Origin of the sequence: Altererythrobacter sp. Root672 (genome assembly GCF_001427865.1) — a bacterium.
Lineage (GTDB): Bacteria > Pseudomonadota > Alphaproteobacteria > Sphingomonadales > Sphingomonadaceae > Croceibacterium_A.
In genome coordinates this window covers 746,300-769,050 of sequence record NZ_LMHH01000001.1, presented here as the reverse complement: position 1 = coordinate 769,050, position 22,751 = coordinate 746,300, and the positions used below count along the sequence as shown (strand labels likewise).

At 55.8% G+C, this 22,751-nt stretch carries 18 protein-coding genes; 16 read left to right on the top strand and 2 right to left on the bottom strand.

What is annotated here, in order from left to right:
- The first annotated feature begins 14 nt into the window (after positions 1–14).
- The 15 genes from ASD76_RS03785 to ASD76_RS03715 all read left to right on the top strand — a co-directional run bounded on the left by ASD76_RS03785 (position 15) and on the right by ASD76_RS03715 (position 17,656).
- The gene (locus ASD76_RS03785) at positions 15–1,196 is read left to right on the top strand and encodes a DegT/DnrJ/EryC1/StrS family aminotransferase (RefSeq protein WP_200943036.1); all 1,182 of its coding nucleotides are present in this window, start codon (positions 15–17) and stop codon (positions 1,194–1,196) included.
- Between the two features lie 24 nt (positions 1,197–1,220).
- Positions 1,221–3,098 carry an asparagine synthase (glutamine-hydrolyzing) gene (gene asnB, locus ASD76_RS03780; protein WP_055918704.1) on the top strand — a complete coding sequence of 626 codons (1,878 nt, stop codon included), beginning with the start codon at positions 1,221–1,223 and terminating at the stop codon, positions 3,096–3,098.
- The gene (locus tag ASD76_RS03775; RefSeq protein WP_200943035.1) at positions 3,095–3,622 is read left to right on the top strand and encodes an acyltransferase; all 528 of its coding nucleotides are present in this window, start codon (positions 3,095–3,097) and stop codon (positions 3,620–3,622) included. Before asnB ends, ASD76_RS03775 begins: the two co-directional genes overlap by 4 nt.
- A complete protein-coding gene (locus ASD76_RS03770; protein WP_055918698.1) occupies positions 3,619–4,593 on the top strand; it encodes a class I SAM-dependent methyltransferase in 975 nt (324 codons plus the stop codon). The genes ASD76_RS03775 and ASD76_RS03770 overlap by 4 nt, the downstream gene beginning before the upstream one ends.
- Before the next feature lie 10 nt (positions 4,594–4,603).
- Entirely contained in the window at positions 4,604–5,788 is a 1,185-nt protein-coding gene (locus ASD76_RS03765; protein ID WP_055918695.1) for an N-acetyl sugar amidotransferase, read from the top strand.
- Positions 5,785–6,399, top strand: coding sequence for an imidazole glycerol phosphate synthase subunit HisH (hisH, locus tag ASD76_RS03760; protein ID WP_055918692.1), 615 nt, complete (start codon positions 5,785–5,787; stop codon positions 6,397–6,399). Before ASD76_RS03765 ends, hisH begins: the two co-directional genes overlap by 4 nt.
- Positions 6,393–7,181 (top strand): AglZ/HisF2 family acetamidino modification protein, encoded by a 789-nt coding sequence (locus ASD76_RS03755; RefSeq protein ID WP_055918688.1) that lies wholly within the window; start codon positions 6,393–6,395, stop codon positions 7,179–7,181. The genes hisH and ASD76_RS03755 overlap by 7 nt, the downstream gene beginning before the upstream one ends.
- A 214-nt stretch (positions 7,182–7,395) precedes the next feature.
- A complete protein-coding gene (locus ASD76_RS03750; protein WP_055918685.1) occupies positions 7,396–8,985 on the top strand; it encodes a hypothetical protein in 1,590 nt (529 codons plus the stop codon).
- A gap of 30 nt (positions 8,986–9,015) precedes the next feature.
- Positions 9,016–10,485: a lipopolysaccharide biosynthesis protein gene (locus ASD76_RS03745; RefSeq protein WP_082553588.1), complete on the top strand. Its 1,470-nt coding sequence runs from the start codon at positions 9,016–9,018 to the stop codon at positions 10,483–10,485.
- Positions 10,486–10,528: 43 nt separating this feature from the next.
- The gene (locus ASD76_RS03740) at positions 10,529–11,863 is read left to right on the top strand and encodes an O-antigen polymerase (protein WP_055918680.1); all 1,335 of its coding nucleotides are present in this window, start codon (positions 10,529–10,531) and stop codon (positions 11,861–11,863) included.
- A 130-nt stretch (positions 11,864–11,993) separates the two neighbouring features.
- Complete coding sequence (locus ASD76_RS03735; protein ID WP_156457534.1) at positions 11,994–13,136, top strand: glycosyltransferase family 4 protein; 1,143 nt, start codon at positions 11,994–11,996, stop codon at positions 13,134–13,136.
- Positions 13,126–14,163, top strand: coding sequence for a polysaccharide biosynthesis protein (locus ASD76_RS03730; RefSeq protein WP_055918675.1), 1,038 nt, complete (start codon positions 13,126–13,128; stop codon positions 14,161–14,163). Before ASD76_RS03735 ends, ASD76_RS03730 begins: the two co-directional genes overlap by 11 nt.
- Positions 14,164–14,165: 2 nt before the next feature.
- On the top strand, positions 14,166–15,275 hold the full coding sequence (gene wbjC / locus ASD76_RS03725) for a UDP-2-acetamido-2,6-beta-L-arabino-hexul-4-ose reductase (RefSeq protein ID WP_055918672.1): 1,110 nt from the start codon (positions 14,166–14,168) through the stop codon (positions 15,273–15,275).
- A gap of 37 nt (positions 15,276–15,312) precedes the next feature.
- Positions 15,313–16,443, top strand: a complete 1,131-nt coding sequence (wecB, locus tag ASD76_RS03720) for a non-hydrolyzing UDP-N-acetylglucosamine 2-epimerase (RefSeq protein ID WP_055918660.1) — start codon at positions 15,313–15,315, stop codon at positions 16,441–16,443.
- Between the two features lie 7 nt (positions 16,444–16,450).
- Positions 16,451–17,656: a glycosyltransferase family 4 protein gene (locus ASD76_RS03715; RefSeq protein ID WP_055918658.1), complete on the top strand. Its 1,206-nt coding sequence runs from the start codon at positions 16,451–16,453 to the stop codon at positions 17,654–17,656.
- 63 nt (positions 17,657–17,719) lie between these two features.
- Here the strand turns inward: ASD76_RS03715 and ASD76_RS03710 are convergent, their stop codons facing one another.
- Together ASD76_RS03710 and ASD76_RS03705 are read right to left on the bottom strand one after the other, a co-directional pair.
- Positions 17,720–19,135 carry a hypothetical protein gene (locus ASD76_RS03710; protein WP_055918655.1) on the bottom strand — a complete coding sequence of 472 codons (1,416 nt, stop codon included), beginning with the start codon at positions 19,133–19,135 and terminating at the stop codon, positions 17,720–17,722.
- Between the two features lie 112 nt (positions 19,136–19,247).
- The gene (locus tag ASD76_RS03705) at positions 19,248–20,525 is read right to left on the bottom strand and encodes a sugar transferase (protein WP_055918652.1); all 1,278 of its coding nucleotides are present in this window, start codon (positions 20,523–20,525) and stop codon (positions 19,248–19,250) included.
- Between the two features lie 374 nt (positions 20,526–20,899).
- Here ASD76_RS03705 and ASD76_RS03700 point away from each other — a divergent pair, with 374 nt between their 5' ends.
- Positions 20,900–22,669 (top strand): YadA-like family protein, encoded by a 1,770-nt coding sequence (locus ASD76_RS03700; RefSeq protein WP_156457533.1) that lies wholly within the window; start codon positions 20,900–20,902, stop codon positions 22,667–22,669.
- Positions 22,670–22,751: the final 82 nt, after the last annotated feature.

Here is a 22,751-nt window from a genome sequence, read left to right as displayed (position 1 = left end):
CAAGAGCTGGAAGAATGACCGATCCCATCATGAATGTGCCCATTGCTCGAACTTCACTGACCGAGGCTGAGATCAACAGCGTCCTCGGCCCGCTTGAAAGCGGCTGGCTCGTGCAGGGTCCGAAGGTCCGTGAGTTCGAGGAAAAGTGGTCTCGTTTCACCGGCGCAGACCATTCGCTCGCCGTCACTTCCTGCACCACGGGGCTGCACCTTGCTGCAGTCGCGTTGGGCCTGAAGCCTGGAGACGAGGTCATTGTTCCGGCTTTCACCTGGATCGCCACGGCAAACATCGTCGAGCACCAGCAGGCCAAAGTCGTGTTCTGCGACATTGATCTAGAGACCTTCAATATCGATCCGGTCGCCTTCGAAGCTGCGATCACCGAGCGGACCCGCGGCGTGGTCCCGGTGCATCTTTTCGGCCTGGCGGCGAACATGGACGAAATTAGCGCGATTGCGCGCAGTCATGGCCTATGGGTTATCGAAGATGCGGCATGCGGCTTTGGCGCGAAGTACAAGGGCTCCCATGTGGGGACCTTGGGAGATGCCGGCGTGTTCAGCTTTCACCCTCGTAAAGCGATTACCACCGGCGAGGGCGGCATGGTCACCACGAATGACGCAGACTTGGCGGAAACGGTTCGACGTCTACGTGATCACGGCGCGGTGATTTCCGACCTTCAGCGGCACCACGGCCCCCGCCCCTATCTGCTGGCCGACCACACCCTCGCGGGCTTCAATCAGCGCATGACCGATATCCAAGCCGCCTTAGGTTCGGCGCAGATGGATCGCGCGGACGCCATAATCCAAGAGCGCCGCCGCTTGGCAGCGCGTTACGATCAGGCCCTTTCCGACATCGAGTGGCTCCGCCCGCCGGCCTCGCCAGATGGCTTCGAACATGGCTATCAGAGCTATGCGTGCCTGTTCATGCCCGAACAGGTTGCCAAGGGTGAAATCGCCTTCGTGAACGAGCGACGCAACAATTGGATGGATTTCCTGCAGCAGAACGGTGTCTCGACCCGGCCGGCCACCCATGCCGTGCATATGCTCAGTTTCTACGCCGAGAAGTACGCTTTGGCGAAGGATGCATTTCCGCGCGCAAGGGCGGCAAACGACTGTTCAGTTTCGCTTCCCTTGTTCCACGGCATGACCGAAGCCGAACAAGAGCACGTGATAGCTCTCGTCCGGCAACCGCCGGCGTGAGGCCCCCAGAGTGCGAGTAATGCCATGTGCGGAATTGTTGGTTACATAAATCTTGATGGCGCCGCGGCGACTTCACACGAAGTCACTCGAATGGCTGACGCCATCGCCCATCGGGGTCCGGACGGAGAAGGCTACTGGACCGAGGGCCCGGTGGGGCTGGGACACCGCCGGTTAGCGATCATCGATCTTAGCCCACAGGCCGCCCAGCCGATGGTCAGTCTCGAGCACCGGTACGTGCTCGTTTACAATGGCGAGATCTATAACTTCCGTGAACTCCGCCGCGAACTGGAACAGGCGGGGTACTGGTTCCGCTCGGATAGCGACACTGAAGTGTTGTTGGTCGCGCTCGCGCATTGGGGCACCGAAGCCCTCCAGCGCCTGAATGGAATGTTCGCATTCGCCCTTTGGGATCGCAAGGAGAAGACGCTGCTCCTGGCGCGCGATCGCTATGGGATCAAGCCGCTCTATGTCGCGCACCAAGGCGGACGGTTCTACTTCAGCTCAGAACAAAAGGGCATTCTCGCAAATCCCGACTTTCGCCGTCATCTCGACGAAGGCGCGCTGCTGGAATACTTCACATTCCAGAACCTGTTTACGTCCAAGACCCTTCTAAAGGACATGGAGCTTTTTCCGGCGGGCCATTTCGCAACGCTGGACCTTCGCCAAGACGGCTTTGACCTAAAGAAGACGCAATACTGGGATTACCGGTTCCGCGAACCTGACACGCGTGCCACCGACGCGGAGTATCGGGAGGAGTTGGATCGCCTTTTCAGCCAGGCCGTGAAGCGCCAGCTTGTCAGCGACGTCGAGCTCGGTAGCTATCTTTCGGGCGGGATGGATTCTGGATCCATCACGGCGATTGCTGCCACCCACTTTCCAAACCTGAAGACCTTTACCTGTGGATTCGATCTAAGCTCAGCTTCCGGCATCGAGCTCTCATTCGACGAACGCGTGAAGGCAGAAGCGATGTCGGCGCGTTTCAAGACTGAGCACTATGAGATGGTGCTTAAGGCGGGCGACATGGAACGCTGCCTGCCCCAACTCGCATTCCACCTGGAAGAACCGCGCGTTGGGCAGAGCTACCCCAACTACTACGCGGCGCAGTTGGCCAGCCGCTTCGTCAAGGTCGTCCTGTCAGGCGCCGGAGGCGACGAGCTGTTTGGCGGATACCCTTGGCGCTATTATCGTGCCGCCGTGAGCGACGATTTTGAGCACTATATCGACCAATACTACGGCTATTGGCAGCGCTTGGTAGACAACAGCTGGCTGAAGCGCATGTTTGCGCCGGTGGCGGACAAGGTGGAAGGAATCTGGACCCGGGATATCTTCCGCGATGTGTTCGATAGTCATGCCAACCAGCTCGAACGACCGGAAGATTACATCAACCACTCTCTGTATCTGGAGGCAAAGACCTTCTTGCACGGACTGTTTGTGGTCGAAGATAAGCTGTCCATGGCACACGGCCTGGAAACGCGCGTGCCGTTCATGGACAACGATCTCGTGGACTTCGCCATGCAGTGCCCGGTTTCGCTCAAACTTAACCGCCTGCAGGATGTAATCCGGATCAATGAGAATGAGCCGGGCGACAAGCAGGGTGCATACTTCCAGAAGACCAACGACGGCAAACAGATACTGCGCGACATGATGGCGCACTACATCCCGGAGGAAATCACCAAGGCGCAGAAACAGGGCTTCTCGTCGCCGGACGCCAGCTGGTTCAAGGGAGAGAGCATCGATTTCGTGCGCAATCGGCTTTGCAGCAACGGAGCCCGCATTTACGACGTGCTGGACAGGTCGGCCACGCAGGAGCTGATTTCAGAGCATCTCGACGGCAAGGAAAATCGCCGGCTCCTGATTTGGTCGCTGCTCAACGTCAACGAATGGATGGAGCAGGTGCTGTGACATCGTTGTTGGAAGCTTTGAGGGACTTTCTCAGCTTACGAAGGCAAGAGGTCTCAGCGAGCTTCAACCGCACGCTTCCTTTTGGAGATTATGTCTCCGACCGCTGGGAAAAGGCGCAAAGCCTTGGCTTCGGTGAAGGCACGTCAATCTACGATAGCGCGCACGTCTTCGGCGACGTGCGGGTGGGCAGCAACACCTGGATCGGCCCGTTCACCATACTGGATGGTACGGGAGGGCTGCTCGTAGGTGACCATTGCTCGATTTCCGCCGGGGTGCAAATCTACTCGCATGACACGGTGGCCTGGGCGACCTCGGGCGGCAAGGAGTCATACGTCTACGCGGCCACCACGATCGGGAATAACTGCTACATCGGACCGAACTCCGTGATTGCCAAAGGAGTGACGATCGGTGATGGCGCCATCGTCGGTGCAAATAGCCTTGTTCTCAATGACATTCCTTCAGGCGTGACCGTTTTTGGGTCCCCTGCCCGACCCGCAAGCTCTAAGGACCACGACCGCGAATGACCCGACCTTCAGCCGAACTGGTGGCCCAAGTATTCACCAAGGATCTTGCTTTCGTAAACGGATACACTGCGATCGATGAGACGTCGCAGGCTGAGAACCAGCAGCAGACGAACGAGATTTTCTCGGAAAAGTGGGACAGATACGCCTCTACCGACGAGCTTGAGACGTTCTACCAGTTCCAGAGGGATTGGTACCTCAAGCTCTACGGCTTTGCGGACGAAGACGCCTTGCGCCAGCATTTGGCCAGTTGCAGGGTCATTCTCGATGCCGGTTGTGGCTTGGGTTACAAGGCGGCGTGGTTCGCCAAGCTGGCACCGCACGCGCTTGTCGTGGGAATGGATTTTTCCGCGGCCGCCGCGCAAGCCGCCGAGCTCTTTGCCAATATCGAAAACCTGGTCTTCATCCGAGGAGACATAGCCAAGACTCCGTTTCGCGACGGTGCGGTCGACTATGTCAGCTGCGATCAGGTCATCATGCATACCGAAGACCCGTTGGCGACGTTTGCAGAGCTCGCGAGAATTACCGAGCCCGCGAATGGCCAGTTTGCCTGCTACTTCTACGCGAAGAAGGCCCTGCCCCGCGAGCTGCTCGACGACTATTTCCGCATTCACTGCAAGGAGGTGACAACCGAGCAGCTGTGGGAAATGTCGGAACAGCTGACCGACCTGGGCAAACGCCTGAGTGAGTTACAGGTTAGCATCGACGTGCCCGAGATTCCGCTATTGGGCATCAAGGGCGGCCAGATGGACATTCAGCGGTTCATCTACTGGAATTTCCTGAAGTGTTTCTGGAACGAAAGCCTCGGGCACGACACATCGGTGGTGACCAACTTTGATTGGTATAGCCCGAGCAACGCCCGCCGGTTCAGCAGCGACGAAGTGCACGATATCGTCAGTGCAAACCGCATGATGGTGGTGCATTTCCACTCGGAGGAAGCGGCGCATTCCGGTCGCTTCCTGCACCAGCGGTAAGCGAATTCCAGTGCAAGGCTCCCCTTCCCTTCTGTCCGATACGGCTTTGAAAGTCTGTTCGCGCTGCATCTACGATGAGCGCGTGGCGAGTATCACGTTCGACGAGCAGGGGGTCTGCAATTACTGTCGGCAGGTTGACTCGCTGGTCGAACAGTACGGCACCGGATCGCCAGCCGGCGAAGTTGAGCTCGCCAGGCTGATCGAACAGATCAAAGCCGCCGGCAAGGGCAAGAAATACGATTGCGTCATCGGCGTGAGCGGGGGGACGGACAGCAGCTATCTTGTCCACCTCGCCGTGAAGGAGTGGGGCCTTCGGCCGCTTGCCGTTCACTACGACAATACCTGGAATACCGCCGTCGCGACGCAGAACATTCGACGCGTCCTCACTGCGCTCAACGTGGACCTCTACACCCACGTCGTCGATAACACGGAGATCGACGATATCTTCCTCGCCTTCTTCCGCGCGGGCGTGGCGGAAATAGAAGCAGCAACCGATCTTGCACTCGCCGAAGTGATGAACCGCGCCGCATTCAAACATGGTGTGCGCTACGTGATCGAGGGTCACAGCTTCGTGACCGAGGGGATCACCCCGGTCGGGAGAAACTACTTCGACGGGCAGTACATCCGGTCGATCCATCGGCGCTACGGCCAGCGCAAGATGTCGTCATATCCGCTGATGACCTTCGAGCGGATGCTGTTCTGGAGCGTGGCTGCCCGGATTCGGAAGATCCGACCGTTCTGGTACATGGCCTATTCGAAAGAAGCAGCCAGAGAGCTGCTCGAGCGCGAGTATGGGTGGGAGTATTATGGGGGCCATCATCTCGAGAACCGGATGACTGCCTTCTTCCACAGCGTGTACGCACCGAAGAAATTCGACAGCGACTTCCGCAACAACACGCTTTCTGCCCTGGTTCGCCAAGGTGAGCTGTCGCGAGATGAGGCCTGGCGCCGCTACAACGAGCCACCGCATGTCGAAGATGAGCTTGTCAGCTATTTCCAGAAGCGCCTCGACCTTTCCGAGAACGAATATCAGGCCATCATGGAAGCTCCACCTCGATCCTGGTGGGAATTCCCGACGTACAAGAAGCGTTTCGAGCGTTTCCGCCCGCTGTTTCGATTGCTGGCAGACGCGAATCTCGTGACCCGATCGTTCTATCTAAAATACTGTTTCCCCTCGAAGACGGTCGACGCATGAAACCCATCGTCATCATAGACTACGGAATGGGGAACATAGGCTCCTTGCGGAACATGTTCCGCCGCGTCGGTGCGGACATTTCCGTCGCCGCCGACGCGGGCTCCATCGAGCGAGCGGGTAAGCTGCTCCTGCCAGGCGTCGGCGCGTTCGACGCGGCTATGGAATGCATCAACAACCTTGATTTGGCAGATGCGATCCGCGGACGGGCCGATGCCGGCGTCCCCATTCTGGGAATATGCCTGGGCATGCAGCTTCTTACCGACGGCAGTGAGGAAGGAAACTTGCCAGGGCTCGGCATTATCCCAGCTCGCGCCCACAGGTTTCCCCGTATCGCAGGGTTGAAAGTGCCACACATGGGTTGGAACGTGGTCCAGAAGTCCACTCCAAGCGAACTGACCGCCCAGCTAGACCCTGGGAGCCGTTTCTATTTCGTACACAGCTATCATGTGCAGGTGAATGATCCGCGCCACAGCATTCTGACTGCTGAGTACGGCGTGCGCTTCGATGCCGCTATTCAGAAGGAAAACGTCTTCGGCGCGCAATTCCATCCGGAGAAGAGCCACAAGTATGGCATGGCCTTGCTCAGATCATTCGCGCAGATGCCATGCTGAGGACCCGCATCATTCCGGCCCTGCTGCTGCATGAACAAAGTTTGGTAAAAACCGAACGCTTTCGGCGCTTCCGTTACATTGGCGATCCTGCGAACACCGTGAGAATCTTCAACGAGCTCGAGGTCGATGAACTCGCGTTTCTCGACATAACGGCCACCCGCGCGAGGCGCGGCCCAAATTTCGAGCTTCTGGCTGAAATCGCCTCGGAGTGTTTCATGCCTCTATCATACGGTGGAGGCTTGTGCCGCCTGGATGATGTGAAGCGGGTGTTCGATATCGGCTTCGAGAAGGTCGTCATCAACAGTTACGCCTACGAAAGGCCCGAATTCATCTCAGAAATCGCCCGAGTGTACGGCACTCAAGCCGTCGTGGTCTCGATCGATGTGAAACGCAATCTATTGGGCCGCGAGCGCGTCGTGTCCCATGGCGGGCGGAGAGTACAAGCGCCGAACCCGGAGTCTTGGGCCATGGAGATGGAGCGCCGCGGTGCGGGGGAGATCCTGCTCACCTCCGTCGACAGAGAAGGGACATGGCAGGGCTTCGATCTCGATCTGACCAAGCGGGTGTCGGCGAATGTCGATATTCCTGTGATTGCACAGGGCGGAGCAGGCGGCGTACCGGACCTAGTGGAAGCCGTTCGCGAGGGTGGTGCCTCGTCAGTCGCGGTTGGCGCCATGGTCGTGTTTCAAAAGAAAGGCTTCGGCGTGTTGGTCAACTTCCCCGAGCAATCCACCTTGGAACAGGCCTTCAACCTGGTGAGGTCGAGAGACGAGCAAATATGAATCCGTCCAGCATCGAATGCGCTGCAACCAAATACTGCGCCGCCCTAATCACTTCGCACAGAGGCGCCTCCGCCCAAACCTACTCCGAAAAGAAAAGGCCTGGGAAATGCCCCAATCGCATGCCTGTTAACTGGCGTGATGTCGGCATTTCGGTATTTGTCGCGAACATTTCTGGACGGACCATTCGACAAAACCGCGCCAATGAAGGCGCTCAATGCCCAACTTCAATGGCATATTGACCGTGGAACTACAGGCCTTTTCCCTTTTAGGCGTCGCAATCGCGTTCGGACTTTCACTCGTGCAAGTGCGCATGGGGCTGAGAGTTGGGACGGATCGGGCCGTCCATGACTTTCTCATTCGTCAAATTCGGAACAACAATGGGCGACTATTTACTCGTATCCCGTCTTTGTTGAATAATCCGGGGTGCGGCGCACTTCCTCTCTATCTCCATTGGTTGTTTTCGAAACTTCCCGCACGCTTCGTCCCGCTAGTCGAGGCTTGGCTTAACCCACTCATAAACTTGATCCACGTACTGCTCGTCGCAGCAATCGCGATGTTAATATTGAAGTCTGCAGGGTTCGAGGGCCAATTGGCATTCCCGATGGCGGCGATTTATGCCCTCACTCCCCAGTTCTTCCACGCCCTCAGCGCACGGAACTTTGGTCTCAGTTCGCGCGGGATCGGCTTGATGCTGCTAACGGCTTTCTATGCGGGCTTTGTCTGGGTTGCAGCCTCGATGGGCCCGTCATGGCTGGGGTGGGTCGCCATGATTTTGAGCGCTTATCTAATTTTTGCATTCAACACCTTTGCGATGCAGGCGCTTTTCATCCTCTCGGCAATACTCTCGCTCGTTTCAATCCGCTTTGCCCATTGGGGAGGTATTGCCAGTGGACTTGTGGTCTTCGTGGCCATTCATCCCCGCTATTCGCTCGCATATCTCGGTCACACGCTCCGTTTCATCCGCGCTTACGCTCACGAACTCGCTCCGATCTACATTCTGGGCCGCCGCGCGAGCATCTGGCGGGATCTGGTATGGGATATTTGGGTGCGCCTTGTTCGCTCGCCCGAGAATGGCTTTCGCTACGCCTACGAAAATTCGGTGCTCATCTCCATCTTACTCAATCCCTTGTCCGTCGCTTCCGCGGCCTTTCGGTTTAGCGAGTACTATGGTCGCTGGCACGCAGTCGACATCGCATGCGATCTAGCAATCGCTGGGGTGCTGGCGATGTTGCTCACGTCACTGCGTTTGACTCGATTTTTGGGCGAGCCAGAGAGATACGTCGAGGCAGTAACACCGTGGTGCGTGATCGCGGGAGGCCTCTACGCGGCCCTAACATTCGGTTTGAGCACATTTTGGATTTTGATCTGCGTATTCGCAGCATTGAACATTTGCCAACTTTGCATCTCATCCATGCTCCAGCGCCACACAGCATCCAGCCCGATCAACATCGATGCAGCGGAGGACGCAATCCAACTAAAGGGGCACAAGAAGGTACGCATCTGCTCCAACAACGAACATCTAACTAAGTTATTTCTCAAAAACGAATGGCAATTTTCTTACTGTATAGCAGTTGGTGAAGATTATTGCGGTATGGCAATATCGGAAGCATTCAGTCGATTTCCGCACCTCACCAAGAAGGCCGTCGAGAAAATAGCGATAGACTACCGAATAAACACCGTAGTTCTTGATCGCAGTCAATTCGATACTCTATTCGAAGAACGCCCGAGTGACTTGCACTCCATCAATCTCGTCTATGCCTCCCCAGGCCTGACGGTGCTATCGCTTAACTGGGCTGGCGAATAGTCGATGTTATATTGGCAAGGTTATTGAACCGTGAGTTTTGGGAAGCAATTCTTTATTTACGGGGTGACTGGCGCGGTTAGCCGACTAGCTGCCCTATTGTTGGTCCCAATCTACACGCGATCTCTTTCAGTTCCTGAATACGGGCAATTAGAGATACTATTGGCCGTCCACATGTTGCTAGTGCTCATGATCGGTCTTCAGGGCGAGTCAGCAGTAGCTCGAGACTACTACCGGGCCAACGAACAAAATTGGCTGCCGGAGCTTGTTTGGGGCGCCATCTGGATCGTTGCTCTTGGCACCGCGGTGACGGCGCTTTTAGTGGTAGCGGCTCATGCGGCCTGGACTGCGCCAAATAATGTCGGTCACTATTTGCCATATTTGCTGGCTCTCAGCTTGCCCACACACCTTCTAGGAGTTCAACTTGTCTTTATTCGTTTCAGCGGGAGACCATTGCTATATAGCGTACTTAGCCTTTCAGACTTTATCGCTACAACACTATCAAGTGTCTACTTTATCGTCTTTCTGAACTGGGGCATCTCAGGAGCCCTCGCGGGACTGGCGACCGGCAAACTACTTACGGTCGTTGCTGCTTGGCCGGTGAGTTTCGGCAGTGAGCCATCGCCGATCGGAGGACTACGGCGGATGCGTGGAATGCTGGCCTATTCCCTACCCACGATGCCGGCAGTGATACTGAACTGGTTACAAACCATCGGCACCCGGGTGATTTGGGCCTTTTTCTTACCAATCGGAGCAGTTGCAATCGGAGGCGTCGGCATCCGAGCCGCATCGCTGTTCGGTCTGGTTGTCTACAGTTTCCGGCTTGCATGGGAACCGCAAGCTTTCCGACTTCTCGACGGCGACGAAGGGGATCGAAGCAGGTACGCGCGAATGCTTGAGCTATCGGTCCTGGGACTATTCGTGACAGCGGGCGCCGCAATCTTGGCCTCACCCCTGACAGTCGCAATCTTTGCCCCTGCAGAATATCGGGAAGCGACAGGCCTTGTACCGGCATTTGTCCTGATGCATTTTTGGCTTGGTGTGGGGATGGTTACCACAATCGGGATACACGGAGCGCGGGTGACCTCCCGACTGACCTACGTATACGTTCTTGCGGCGTCTGCTCATCTCGCATTGCTCGCGCTGCTTTCGCAGCGCCTTGGGGTTGAGGTGACGGCATTGGCACTCTTGCTCAGCACGATCGTCGGGGCCTTCGCAGGCGCATGGTTCAGCAACCATCATTTCAATGTGGGATTCTCCTGGCGATTGCTTTCGGTATCAGCAATCGTGACACTTGCAGTTGGTGCTCTGGCCTACCTTCGCCCTTCCTTCGGCGAGACCCTTTGGCCGGACCCCTTGTTAGTGATCGGACTTTTGGTTGGGCTTGTTTCCCTCGCCATATTCGGTATTTCAGCGGCACGTCGGGCCGCCATGATGACCGAATTTGCCGACCTAGGTCGGTCCGTGCGTAGCAGATTCGCGAGTGACCAGTCGCCGCAATAATTGATCCGACCAACCGCCAAACCAACACTCCGCGAAAGTTCCTATGCTCGCACTAATAGCCCTGTTTCTGTTGATCGGCGGCATAATTGCGGTGACCTCGAACTCGGATACGTTTTCGCCGGCAAAGTTCCTGCTCGCCTTCTATGTCATCTTCCACGTGGGTGCCGTGTACGATCCGCCGCAGCCAATCGTCCTGGGCCTCATCGCTATCCCGCTCGCGCTGGGCCTACTCCTCGTCGTCAACGAAGCTGTCGCCACCCAGTATAAGCCGGCCACAACGGAATTGATCAAGCCTGTTCGCGGCGCGGCGCGCACGGATTACACCGTCCCTCTGGTGCTATGGCTAATGACAATGCCGGCCCTTTTGAGCCAACTCTACATGATTCGGGAGCTCGGCGGGCTGGATGGCTATATCGCGTCAGTGAATACCCGGGTGGCCGACTGGAGTGGCTTTGGCTGGGCGCGCGTTCTGATCTTGACGACCACCCCCCTCAACGTCGCCTTTTTCGCCGTTGGCCTGCTGAAGAAGCGCGACGTCATCTGGTGGGGCATCTTTGCACTGCATTTCGCGTTTGTCCTACTGATCGGACTGCTATCCGGCTCGCGCAGCGGACTGCTCAACATTTTCGCCCTCTTGCTGCTTTGCTTCCACTATCAACGCCGCAACGTCAGGTTACTGCCAGCTTTTCTGATGGTGTTAGCTCTGGTTGGCGCGTCCTCAGTTCTGGGGGTGGCGCGGAGTGGCTTCAAACTGAACAATGGCGAATTGACCACCGGTTACGCCACCTCCGCAGAGAGTTTCAGCTTCAACTCCTTCTTCTACGGCATCGAACCGCTTTCATTGATTGCAGCCATGCCGAAGTTGGATCTGGCACACGGAAGTACGTTTCTTTCACTGCTAACGAACTCGATCCCTCGTTCTATCTATCCTGACAAGCCCGATACTGGCGGCGTGTTTCTCACCAAACATTACGCGGGAAATGCCTGGGAAGGATACTCCAACCTTACTCCAACCTTCCTCGGAGAGTGGATCATCAACTTTGGCTGGGTTGTTGGGATCATAGGGTTCTTCTTGAGCTATGGATTGCTGCTCCATTCGATGGGCCGATGGTACGTGCGGCTACTGCGAAATCCAGACCGCCCCAGGGACCTGAAATTTGCGTTGGATTTGGCAATATACGTGCACGTTCTCTGGATGACCGTTGGACTCATGCCAGGTGAGCTAACGAACGTAGTGCTCGGTCACGTGCTGACACAGCTCCTACCACTCTTGGCGCTCCGTTTTGTGCTGCTTTATGTGGAGCGGCAAAAGGGCGGAGGAACTCGGTCGGCCACTCCGTTTCCAGGCTCAATGACATCCAGCTTCACGCGCCAATGAACTGCCTGAATGAGTTCCCTTCGCGGCTTGGGTCAATACCGCCGGGGCCCGAAACCCTTCGGAGGCATGCGTCAATCGGTGACTGCGCTTCCCACACTCGCAGCCCGTCGCTCATGCGTGGATTGGTAACGTGAAGATTGTCGTAAACGCCTTCGCCGCTCGCCTCGGAGGCGGAAGAACCTACCTTACCAATCTGTTGAGCAATCTTCCTGACGATCCAAGCCTTGATATCCGGCTTTTTGCGCCGCCGGATCTTCCCTTCAAGCCGGATAGTCGGATCAGCCGGATGCAGACAGCGTGGCCAGTAGCCAATCCCATCGCGCGTGCCGCTTGGGAACGCATTGTTCTGCGGCCATATCTTAAGCAGAACAGCATCAATGTGCTCTTCTGCCCCGGAGGTCTAGTCTCGATCAATCCTCCACCCGGCTGCAGGTCCGCAACAATGTTTCGCAACATGCTGCCTTTCGACCGGAAAGCACTGAAACGGTTACCCTGGGGCCTGCAAAAGCTGAGAAACCTGATCCTGCGCCACCTCATGCTTCGCAGCATGCGCAAGGCCGATCTAACGATCTTCATCTCCGACTACGCGCGCGAGTTCATTCAAGCCCGCACGGCGGTGCCGAACTCGGAGACAATTCCTCACGGCATACCGGAACAGTTCCTAACTCACGATCAGGAGATCGAGCGTCCTGCGGAGACGGCAGGTGGGGATTACATTCTCTATGTTTCACGTTTCGAGGCCTACAAACATCACCGGGAGGTTATTGAGGCTTACGGCATGCTCCCGGCAAACCTCCAACGCGAGGTGAAACTCCTGCTGGTCGGCGAAAACGACTATGCAGAAGGGAGCCAGGCGATCGAGTTCGTAGCAGCCAAGGGGCTCACCGATCGAGTCATCTTCACAGGAAAGATCTCTTACGATCGACTCCCCGCCTTTTACCGAAATGCGAGGGCCATCGTTTTCGCCTCCTCTTGCGAAAACTGCCCCAACATCATGCTTGAGGCCATGGGATCAGGACGCCCGCTCCTGGCCTCCAACGTGATGCCGATGCCGGAATTCGGCGGCCTAGACATCGCCTACTTCTCACCGTACGAGCCAGAAACCCTTCGGCCCCAACTGCAGCAGGTACTGACTGACCAAGCCTATGCCGCAAAACTGGCGTTAGCTAGCAAGGAACGTAGCCAAAGATACAACTGGGCAGTTACTGCTGAGTCAACTTGGCGAGCTCTATACAACTTGGCACAGACCGTAGAGATTAGGCATGACATCTGAGTTTTCTGGTCGAACATTACTAATTACTGGCGGAACCGGATCTTTCGGAAACGCCGTTTTAGAAAAGTTTCTGCATTCCCAGCTGAAAGAGATACGTATCTTCAGCAGGGACGAAAAGAAACAGGACGATATGCGGAACCGCTATCAGAACGAAAAGCTCAAGTTCTATATCGGAGACGTTCGCAACCATTCATCGATACATGAAGCTTTGCGGGGTGTGGATTTTGTATTTCACGCAGCGGCGCTGAAACAAGTGCCTTCTTGCGAATTCCACCCGCTTGAAGCTGTGCAAACAAACATACTTGGAACTGCAAACGTTCTCGATGCCGCAATCGCAAACTCGGTTGAAAGAGTCGTCTGCCTCAGCACCGACAAGGCCGTTTACCCGATCAACGCCATGGGAATCTCCAAAGCAATGATGGAGAAAGTGGCGGTCGCAAAGTCGCGCAATGCGGCGCAGACCAGCATCTGTGTGACGCGCTACGGCAACGTCATGGCCTCTCGCGGATCCGTAATCCCGCTGTTCATAGACCAAGTTCTGGCGGGCAAACCGATCACCGTAACCGACCCGAAAATGACCCGCTTCATGATGACGCTCGAGGACGCGGTTAACCTAGTGCTGTACGCGTTCGAAAATGCACAGCCGGGTGACATTTTTGTTCAGAAGGCCCCAGCCGCAACCGTCGGTGAGTTGGCCCAATCAATTTGTCGCCTCGCGGGAAAGCCGGACCACCCGATCCGGGAAATCGGTACTCGCCATGGTGAGAAGCTGTTCGAGGTCCTGCTAAGCCGTGAGGAAATGACTGCCGCTGAAGACCTGGGCATGTACTACAGAGTACCTCCTGATCTCAGGGATTTGAACTACGGCAAGTTCGTTGAGCAAGGCGAAGTTCAAATATCGCGGGCCGAAGACTACAACTCTCACAACACTCATAGGCTTAATCGCGATGAACTGGAGGAGCTTCTGCTTCGCCTTGAGTTGATCCGGGAACTGAGCGGTCAAGAGACCGAGGCAGTCGGTCAATAGATATGCGCGTGCTAGTGACAGGCGCTTACGGCTTCGTTGGAAAGAACCTGACCGTGCGCCTCGGAGAGCTTGGCAACTTCGAAGTCGATCCGTTCGGCCGAAGCGATGACATTGCCACGCTTGGCCAACGTGTCGCTGCGGCTGATCGGATTGTTCACCTTGCGGGAGCTAATCGGCCGGTTGTCGAGCAAGAATTTGACGACGTAAATCGGGGGTTTACCGAGAATCTCGTCAGTTGGATCGCTGAAAGCGGGCGGGAGATTCCGCTTCTTTTTGCGTCGTCCATTCAGGCAGATCGGGACAACGCCTATGGGGTTAGCAAGCGCAAGGGCGAAGAGGCAATACGGGAATTGGCCGATCGCGGAAATCCTTGCGCGATCTATCGCTTCCCAAATATTTTCGGAAAGTGGTGCCGGCCAGCATACAATTCAGTCGTCGCCACCTTCTGTTACAATGCTACTCGCGGGTTGGAACTTCCAGTTCAGGATCCCACCCATTCGCTCAATCTGGTCTACATTGACGATGTTGTGGCGGAAATCGTGGATTGGCTAAATACGACCAATCATTCGGAAGAAATTCTCTGGAGGTCAGTGGAGCCCACCTACACGACAACGGTTGGTCAACTCGCAGAAGAAATTCAGTCTTATGCCCACATTCCTCACGATTTGACCGTTCGAGATGTTGGAACGGGATTAACTAGAGCGCTCTATGCAACTTATGTGAGCTACCTTCAGCCTGACCAATTTTCCTATCCACTTGTCCAGCACTCAGATTCGCGCGGCACCTTCATAGAGATGTTACGTACTCGCGATTCTGGACAAGTGGCTTTTTTTACCGCCCACCCAGGAGTCACTAGAGGCGGGCATTACCATCACACGAAAACTGAGAAGTTCCTCGTAGTGAAGGGAAAGGCCAGATTTAAGTTTCGCAACATCGTGACGAACGACTTTTACGAGCTTGTGACTTCGAGCGAAGAGCCGAGGATTGTGGATACTTCGCCCGGCTGGAGTCACGATATCACCAATGTTGGCGATGAAGAGCTCATTGTAATGTTGTGGGCCAATGAGATCTTTGACAAACAAAAGCCGGACACTGTCGCACTTCAACCTTAGACTGCGTCGGCTGACTACCTGCAAGGAATTGACCTAAGTGCGCAAGCTAAAAATAATGACCGTGTTGGGAACACGACCGGAAATTATTCGCTTATCCAGAGTCATATCGAAGCTTGATGAGTACTGCGATCACACTCTTGTCCACACCGGGCAAAACTATGATTTCGAACTCAACGAGATATTTTTTCAGGATCTAGGCGTTCGTCATCCCGATCACTACCTCGGCGCTGCTGGGGCAACGGGATCGGAGACCATCGGCAGGGTGATCTTGGAAGTCGATCGTCTCTTGGCGGAAAGTTCCCCAGACGCGTTGCTCGTACTGGGCGATACAAATAGCTGCATGGCCGTACTTCCCGCCAAGCGCAGAAAGATCCCGACTTTTCACATGGAGGCCGGCAATCGCTGTTTCGATCAACGAGTCCCTGAAGAAATCAATCGACGTATAGTTGATCATACTGCCGACATCAATTTGACCTACAGCGATATCGCACGGGAATATCTTTTGTGTGAAGGGCTGCCTCCGGATCTGATTATCAAAACTGGAAGCCCCATGTTCGAAGTTCTAGAGCATTATGGAGAATCAATTGCATCCTCCACGATCCTCGATTCTCTCGGACTGGATTCCAAAAAGTACTTTCTTGTAAGCACTCACAGGGAAGAAAACATAGAACCAGACGATAGCTTTCATCGCCTGGTAGAGGTGTTGAACGCAGTCGCAAATACGTACGAGATACCGATTGTGGTCTCAACACATCCGAGAACTAAGAAACGAATTGATCAGGCTGGGGTTACCTTGTCGGAGAGGGTGAGGCTATTAAAACCACTCAGCTTCACTGACTACAACAAGCTTCAGCTGCATGCCAAGGCAGTGCTCTCCGACAGCGGAACGATCAACGAAGAGGCATCTATTCTTAACTTTCCGGCACTTAATCTTCGTGAGGCCCACGAGAGACCCGAGGGCATGGAAGAGGGAGCCGTGATGCTGGTCGGCTTTAACCTCGAGCGAATCCTCCAGGGCTTGGCAATTCTTGCTGATCAGCCGCGAGGGGAAGAGCGCCTCATCCGCTTGCCCAGCGACTATTCGATGCCCAACGTGTCGGATAAGATCGTCCGCATAGTCCATAGCTACACCGACTATGTGAACCGGACCGTGTGGAAGAACTACTAGGTCGCAGATGAAGCTGGCCCTTATCGCTGATGTATTTTCGCCCATGCGTTCTTCGGGCGCCGTCCAGATGCGGGACTTGACTCGCGAGTTGGTGCGACAGGGCCATGAAGTCACTATGATCGTGCCGGGCCACGCCCAATCTCAGCCATGGGTGCTCGAGGACTTTGACGGCGTCGAAGTCCTTCGCCTGAGAGCATCGCCGTCGCGCGACCGGAGCTATGTTCTCAGGGCGTTCAGCGAGTTGGCGATGCCATTCCACATGATCAGGCATCTTCGTAAGTCACCCGTCAACTCGCGAAAATTCGACGGTATCGTCTGGTATTCGCCGACAATATTCTTGGGTCCGATTGTCAGGTATCTGAAAAAACGAAGTCAGTGCCCGGCATACTTGATACTGCGTGATATCTTTCCTCAATGGGCACTTGATGTTGGCCTGTTGAATAAGGGACTTCGATTTCGTCTACTCACGTTAGTCGCAAATCGCCAGTACGCGGCCGCGGATGTGATTGGTGTTCAGACTCCGGCCAATCTTGTCTTCTTCAAAGAGAGTATTGAGGCCGAAAATAAGGACGTCGAAGTTCTTCAAAACTGGCTTTGCCCTCCAACCGCGTCGCAATGCTCGATCAACCTTTCCGAAACCGGCTTGGTTGGTAGGATCATTTTCGTATACGCAGGCAACATGGGGGTGGCCCAAGGCATCGAGAAGTTGCTTAACCTGGCTATCGACCTGCAGCACAATTCTCGTATCGGCTTTGTCTTCATAGGTCGTGGCTTGTATATGAATAGCCTGCATGAGGAAGCGAAACGATTATCTCTTGAAAACGTCGCCTTCTTTGATGAGATCGAGCCTGACGAAATCCCTGCAGTTTATGCGCAAGCTCACGTTGGGCTGGTGTCCCTGGCCCACGAACATAAGACGCATAACATCCCGGGGAAGTTCATTTCCTACATGCACGCAGGCCTACCTGTTCTGGCGACGATCAATCCAGGCAATGATCTTGCCAAACTGATCAACGAAGAAGAGGTCGGTGAGGTTTCGACGAGCAGCGATGGATCGGATCTGCGATCGCTTGCCCTTTCTTTGGTTGACCAGTGCATCCAGGATCCGGGCCTGCCGGTCCGATGTAGAGACCTTGCTGCCCGCATGTTTACGGCCAAGACAGCCGCACATCAGATCGAAGAAGCGTTACAACGAGCTTCCCGGCGACCTTGAGCAAATAGAGCCTGCCTGCTCCGGTCAATCCGGAACGGGCGAGCCGCCAGTACCGGCCTCTCGCTACCCTGCCCAGCCAGCGACTGTAATCACCAAAGTCGAACCTACTCGCATGTCTCGCGGCGAAAACGGGTCTCCCGTTCCCTGCTGTGACAACTCGATCAGAAGAAGGCCTGATTGCGATACCTTCGCCCAAGCTACCACTGGAACGCCGGAACTGTTGCGAGCAACCGCGCAGGTCACTGCCTGCGTAGACGGATCGCCCGACATAGGAAGGTTGAAGAGAACGGACGATTGGTCGCGGCCAACAAGCTTCAACGAGGTTGACTGCTCGAGTTCCAGCGACTCTGTAACTCCAGTCAGTTGGTATTCCGAGGACGCAGACCGCATATCGGGGGCCGATCCAGACGGTAGGCCCGGATCCCCACTCGCACCGATCCGATGCACCAATCCACTCGGCCCCATGCGCAATTCAACCGCGAAGCTATGCCATCTTTGTCCGCCCATCGTTAGCTTGTTGCGAGGCAAGTGGAGCGCAGGCAGAAACGTCGCACCGGACAAGGCACGCGGTTCGGTACCGCCGACAAAGCGGTCTCCGATCCGAATTAGGCCGCGTTTCACGCGATAGTTGCGCCCGAGAAACTGGACGTTGGATAAGGACCACTCATCGTAGGTTCCCGTATCAACGACGATGAGTTCGTCGAACTCAGTCTCCTTGGCATTCGACTGAAGCAGATCGGTAACGTGACTGTCGCCGTACAACCATAACGGAAGCCCCCCGGAATCCGTGGCTTCTATATGCAACCCTCGCACGAAACACCCGTGAAGCCGAGCACCCTGGGAACACTCCATCACGAAGATGTTCTCCAGATGGTTAGCGTTTCCAAGGACCTCGATTCCCGTGGCACAGCGCTGTGTGGTCAAGTCTCGAACGATGCCGACGTTGCCGTTGATCCACAAACCTACGGCGTTTGGCGCATCCCGCGTCCATAGGCCCTGCAAGATGCCCTCAGTCCCGAATTGGACGCCATCCTTTCCGAAAACACAGATATGGGTGAGCCCCGGTTGATGGCGCCCATACCAAGTGATGCCCGAGAGCATGAGCTTCTGTGCCCCCTTCCCGCGATCACTCCACCAGGCGCCTACGGTTCCATCACGACAGCAGAAGGCTGAGGTTTGTCGGCCAGTCCCCACTATCGTCGTCGTGGGATAAGTCGTGATTGGGCCACAAAGGAATAGCTTGGGCGACATCAGGATCGCTCGTGCAGCGGACTTGCCTTCTCCGTATGCCCAGTCAATCGCGCGTTGAATGGCTGCCGTGTCGTCGGTGCCCCGACCTGATGACATGTCGAAATCGCCAACCGCACCAAAGTCTTCAAAGGTCTGGAATTCGAGCCTATTGCCCGAAGGCCGCGGGCCGGAGACTGCAGGGCCATCTAGCACCGCGGCAAAGCCGTACCCACCGCCGAAGCCAGCCATCAGGGGGATACTTCCTCTGGCAAGATCGCGCCGGGAGATTGTCATCGGCCTGCGACCCTCTTGTCCATCAGATGGTACCTTTCACCACTCGCTCGAACTTTGTCCACCCGACTTAACGTGACCCAAATCCGGTAAGCATCGTCCTTATCGTTCTTAGGATGATCAGCAAATCCAACCAGAAAGAGAAATTGCGGATGTAGTAGAAATCGAACTGCAGCTTCTCCCGAACCTGCTCGATTTCGGCGACGTGCCCTTGGTTGACCTGTGCCCACCCGGTAATGCCGGGCACGACAACGTGCCGATATCTGTAGAACGGAAGCTCTTTCTCATACCACTCTGACAGGGCGCGCACCTCTGGCCGTGGCCCGATCCAGCTCATCTGCCCGGCTAGGATGTTATAGATTTGAGGCAACTCGTCGATGCGCGAACGGCGCAGAAACCGCCCCAACTTGGTTATTCGCTCGTCATCCTCCTGAGTGATCAGGTCGCGACGCTCATCAAAAACGACATCGTGGTTCCGTACTCGCATGGTGCGGAACTTCACTACTTCGAATTCCTTGCCCCGGTAACCGATCCGTCGCTGCCAGAACAGGGCCGGCCCAGCCGAATCAAGCCTGATCGCAACTCCGATAATCACAAGAAAGGGGAACAGGATTATGAAGGCCGGCAAGGCCATCAGCCGATCTACGATTGATTTGATGACTTGAAAGGCAGGTATCGGTCCGAGCTTCCCGAACGTGTTCTCCGACATATGTTCAAGGTCGGTTCGACCGGACAGGGATTCCAACAGATCTTTGCAATGATAGACTGGATAGCCCTTGAGCACGTAGTCTGCCAGCCGTGCTTCCCACGCCGGAGAGTGATCGAAGCGGAGATCAGCAGCGATTACGTGGCAGTCGATGGGGTCCTCTTCCAACGACAGGCGGCGCACGTCGTAACGTACGTTCCCTTCGAGTTCCGCCGCGCGCCCCCCTTCGACGATACCGATGGTCAACCTGATCCGCTTCTGCGCGACGAAATAGAATATGTAATGCCAGATCATAGTAAGAAACATACAAATGAAGAATAGACTACGAGAGTAACCTATCCTCCACAGCAGAATGACCAACGCCACGGTTGCAAAGGAAAGAGCAAAGCTTGGCAAAATGCCGGCATGACTGCGAACCCCGGGGAGCGAGGTCACGTTGCGATATAGCCAAGCGCCAAAAGTGACTGCGACCGCACCAGCAATAGCTGAGTTCGTCAACTCCTCAGCTTGAGAAACCGTGCGATTTAGAAGCACCATGACGATGTAAGGCAGGCCAACACAAACCAGGATCGCGCCTGCGTAAATCCACCAGATGCTCAGCCAGGGGCTTGAGCTCCGCAGGCGAAAATTCGAAAAAACCATTGAATTCCGGCGCCCTCACCCAAGTCGGAAATGCCTCAAGTCGCGCGATAGCAGCTATCCCGAACTGCGAGCCATCGCAATCTCACATTACGCCCAACCGAACCGGCAGCCCGTGAAGCTAGCTTAAGGTCGAGATGACGATCTTCAAACGCAATTGCACCAATTTGGTTGCTGAACCGAGCCAACTATCAGCCCAACCACATGAGTCTGCGGCACACTTTGCCCCTGAAGTCGTTGAAAATGTGCGGGGCTGCCGTCAGCCGCTCGCACCATGTTCGAGTTAAAGGCCACGCCACGCGACAACGCGACCGAGCCTCCAAACTGCCCGGCAGCTTGGCACGTTCATTCCGCTTGGCTTGCCTAAGGAATTGAACATGAACAGATTCACCCCCATTCCAGCTTTGGTGCTTATTCTCGGATTGACACCTGCCTTTGCACAGACAGTCGGGCCCGTGAACACAGTGATCGTCGGCAGTACAGCCACCCAATCCGTCGATACAAATCTGGACGGACACCCCGTTCCAGCTGACATTGGACAAATCTATATTGGCAACACAGTTCAAAGCGCAGATGCGATCACGATCGATAGCGGATCCAACTTTCCGCCCGGCATTGCATTTAGAAGGTATCTCGGCACCCCGTCGGCACCGAGGGTTATCACTCCGGGCACTCAACTCGGTTACATCGACTTCCGAGGATATTCCGGAACACAATTCTGGAATGCCGGATCTCTCGACATGGTCGTGGACGGCCTGTCTCCCTTCAACAACGGCAGCCTCCCCACGTCCAAAATGCGGTTCGCAGTTTCCAACGGAGGCGATGTGTTTTTCCCAATGGAACTCAGGTCGAATGGCATGCTGGAAATAGGGGCACTCGATGGCACAAGGTATAGCGGGCCGGCAACGCTTGGTTCCCCGAAGTTATTCGTCAACACCAACGAGAACGAATGGGGCGTCATCATCGCCGCTCGCGCGGCGCAGGGACCCAGCTATGCGCTGAGAACGCACACAACCGGTGAGACTGCAGCGGACTACCTATTTGCAGGTTCATCCGGCGCGGGCTCCGGAAGCGTGAAGTTCTCTGTGCAAGGTAACGGCGACGTCCATGTTTCGGGCAGACTGTTCGTGGGAGCGGATCAGATCATTGGGCAACCCGCAGCCATAAGTGCCAACCTGGCAGGGATTGCAGCGATGTTCGGAAGTGCGGCGGGCCCCAACTCCCTCGCGCTTGGAGCCGGTTCGAGATCGACGAGCGCCAATTCCACCGCCATCGGTAACGACACCACGGCGACCGGAAGCAATGCCTTATCCATCGGCAATGGAGCGCGAGCGAACGGTACGTCCGCGATCTCGCTCGGCGACGCCACAGTAGCATCCGGTGAGGGTGCCATTGCTCTGGGCTCTCGAAGTGTGTCGACTACTCAATCTGCAGTGGCAGTCGGCGAAGCAGCTAATGCTATCCGCAAGAACGGCCTGGCCCTGGGCGCAGGATCTTTGGCTGAGGGCGAAGCCGCGACAGTTGCCGGATACCAGGCCTCGGCAGTTGCAAGCAACGCGACGGCGATCGGTGCAAACTCGCGGGCGCTCCACCAAGGCTCTACGGCGATTGGAGCCGGCGCGAAGACTACCGCGGAAAACGAAGTTGCACTTGGCGGCGCCGGCACGTCTGTCCGCATCGGAGATCTCGAAGCATCCACTGCGGCACAGGTTGGGCCGGTGGAGGTGGTCACTGTTGACGACAGTGGCACGCTGGGAAGGCAATCAGTTGTCACCACCGTCCAGTTCAACGCTGTCAGCGCATCAATGATCGGAGCGCTGGCTATTTCCGACACTCAGTTTGACGAACTTAGCGGTCGCGTTGATGGAATCGCGGGACAGGTAGATGAGCTTTTCGATGTCGCAGCGTCTCAACAGAAGGAAACACGACAGGGCATCGCAACAGTGACAGCACTCGCTCAGCCTCATTTCCCGAGCGAGATCGGAAAGACCAGTTACGCGTCTAACATTGGCTACTATCGGGGGCAGGTTGGTGTTTCGGCAGGACTGATGCATCGCTTTGACCGTGACTTCGCAGTCTCGGCCTCAATCAGCTACGGAGGAGGCAAGAACACGGCGTTACGAGCTGGTGTCGCCGGCGAATTTTAGACCAAATCCGAGCTCGACCGCTGCTCTATTAGCCGGGATTCGGAAAGCCCCTGCGAAGTTCTAGGAGCGTTCCAAGTTGGTC

What these genes read in the sequence shown, in the direction of transcription:
- ASD76_RS03785 (WP_200943036.1), top strand. Translation starts at nt 15, where the DNA reads ATGACCGATCCCATCATGAATGTGCCCATTGCTCGAACTTCACTGACC.
- asnB (WP_055918704.1), top strand. Translation starts at nt 1,221, where the DNA reads ATGTGCGGAATTGTTGGTTACATAAATCTTGATGGCGCCGCGGCGACT.
- ASD76_RS03770 (WP_055918698.1), top strand. Translation starts at nt 3,619, where the DNA reads ATGACCCGACCTTCAGCCGAACTGGTGGCCCAAGTATTCACCAAGGAT.
- hisH (WP_055918692.1), top strand. Translation starts at nt 5,785, where the DNA reads ATGAAACCCATCGTCATCATAGACTACGGAATGGGGAACATAGGCTCC.
- ASD76_RS03755 (WP_055918688.1), top strand. Translation starts at nt 6,393, where the DNA reads ATGCTGAGGACCCGCATCATTCCGGCCCTGCTGCTGCATGAACAAAGT.
- ASD76_RS03750 (WP_055918685.1), top strand. Translation starts at nt 7,396, where the DNA reads ATGCCCAACTTCAATGGCATATTGACCGTGGAACTACAGGCCTTTTCC.
- ASD76_RS03740 (WP_055918680.1), top strand. Translation starts at nt 10,529, where the DNA reads ATGCTCGCACTAATAGCCCTGTTTCTGTTGATCGGCGGCATAATTGCG.
- ASD76_RS03730 (WP_055918675.1), top strand. Translation starts at nt 13,126, where the DNA reads ATGACATCTGAGTTTTCTGGTCGAACATTACTAATTACTGGCGGAACC.
- wbjC (WP_055918672.1), top strand. Translation starts at nt 14,166, where the DNA reads ATGCGCGTGCTAGTGACAGGCGCTTACGGCTTCGTTGGAAAGAACCTG.
- ASD76_RS03715 (WP_055918658.1), top strand. Translation starts at nt 16,451, where the DNA reads ATGAAGCTGGCCCTTATCGCTGATGTATTTTCGCCCATGCGTTCTTCG.
- ASD76_RS03710 (WP_055918655.1), bottom strand. Translation starts at nt 19,135, where the DNA reads ATGGCTGGCTTCGGCGGTGGGTACGGCTTTGCCGCGGTGCTAGATGGC.
- ASD76_RS03705 (WP_055918652.1), bottom strand. Translation starts at nt 20,525, where the DNA reads ATGGTTTTTTCGAATTTTCGCCTGCGGAGCTCAAGCCCCTGGCTGAGC.
- ASD76_RS03700 (WP_156457533.1), top strand. Translation starts at nt 20,900, where the DNA reads ATGAACAGATTCACCCCCATTCCAGCTTTGGTGCTTATTCTCGGATTG.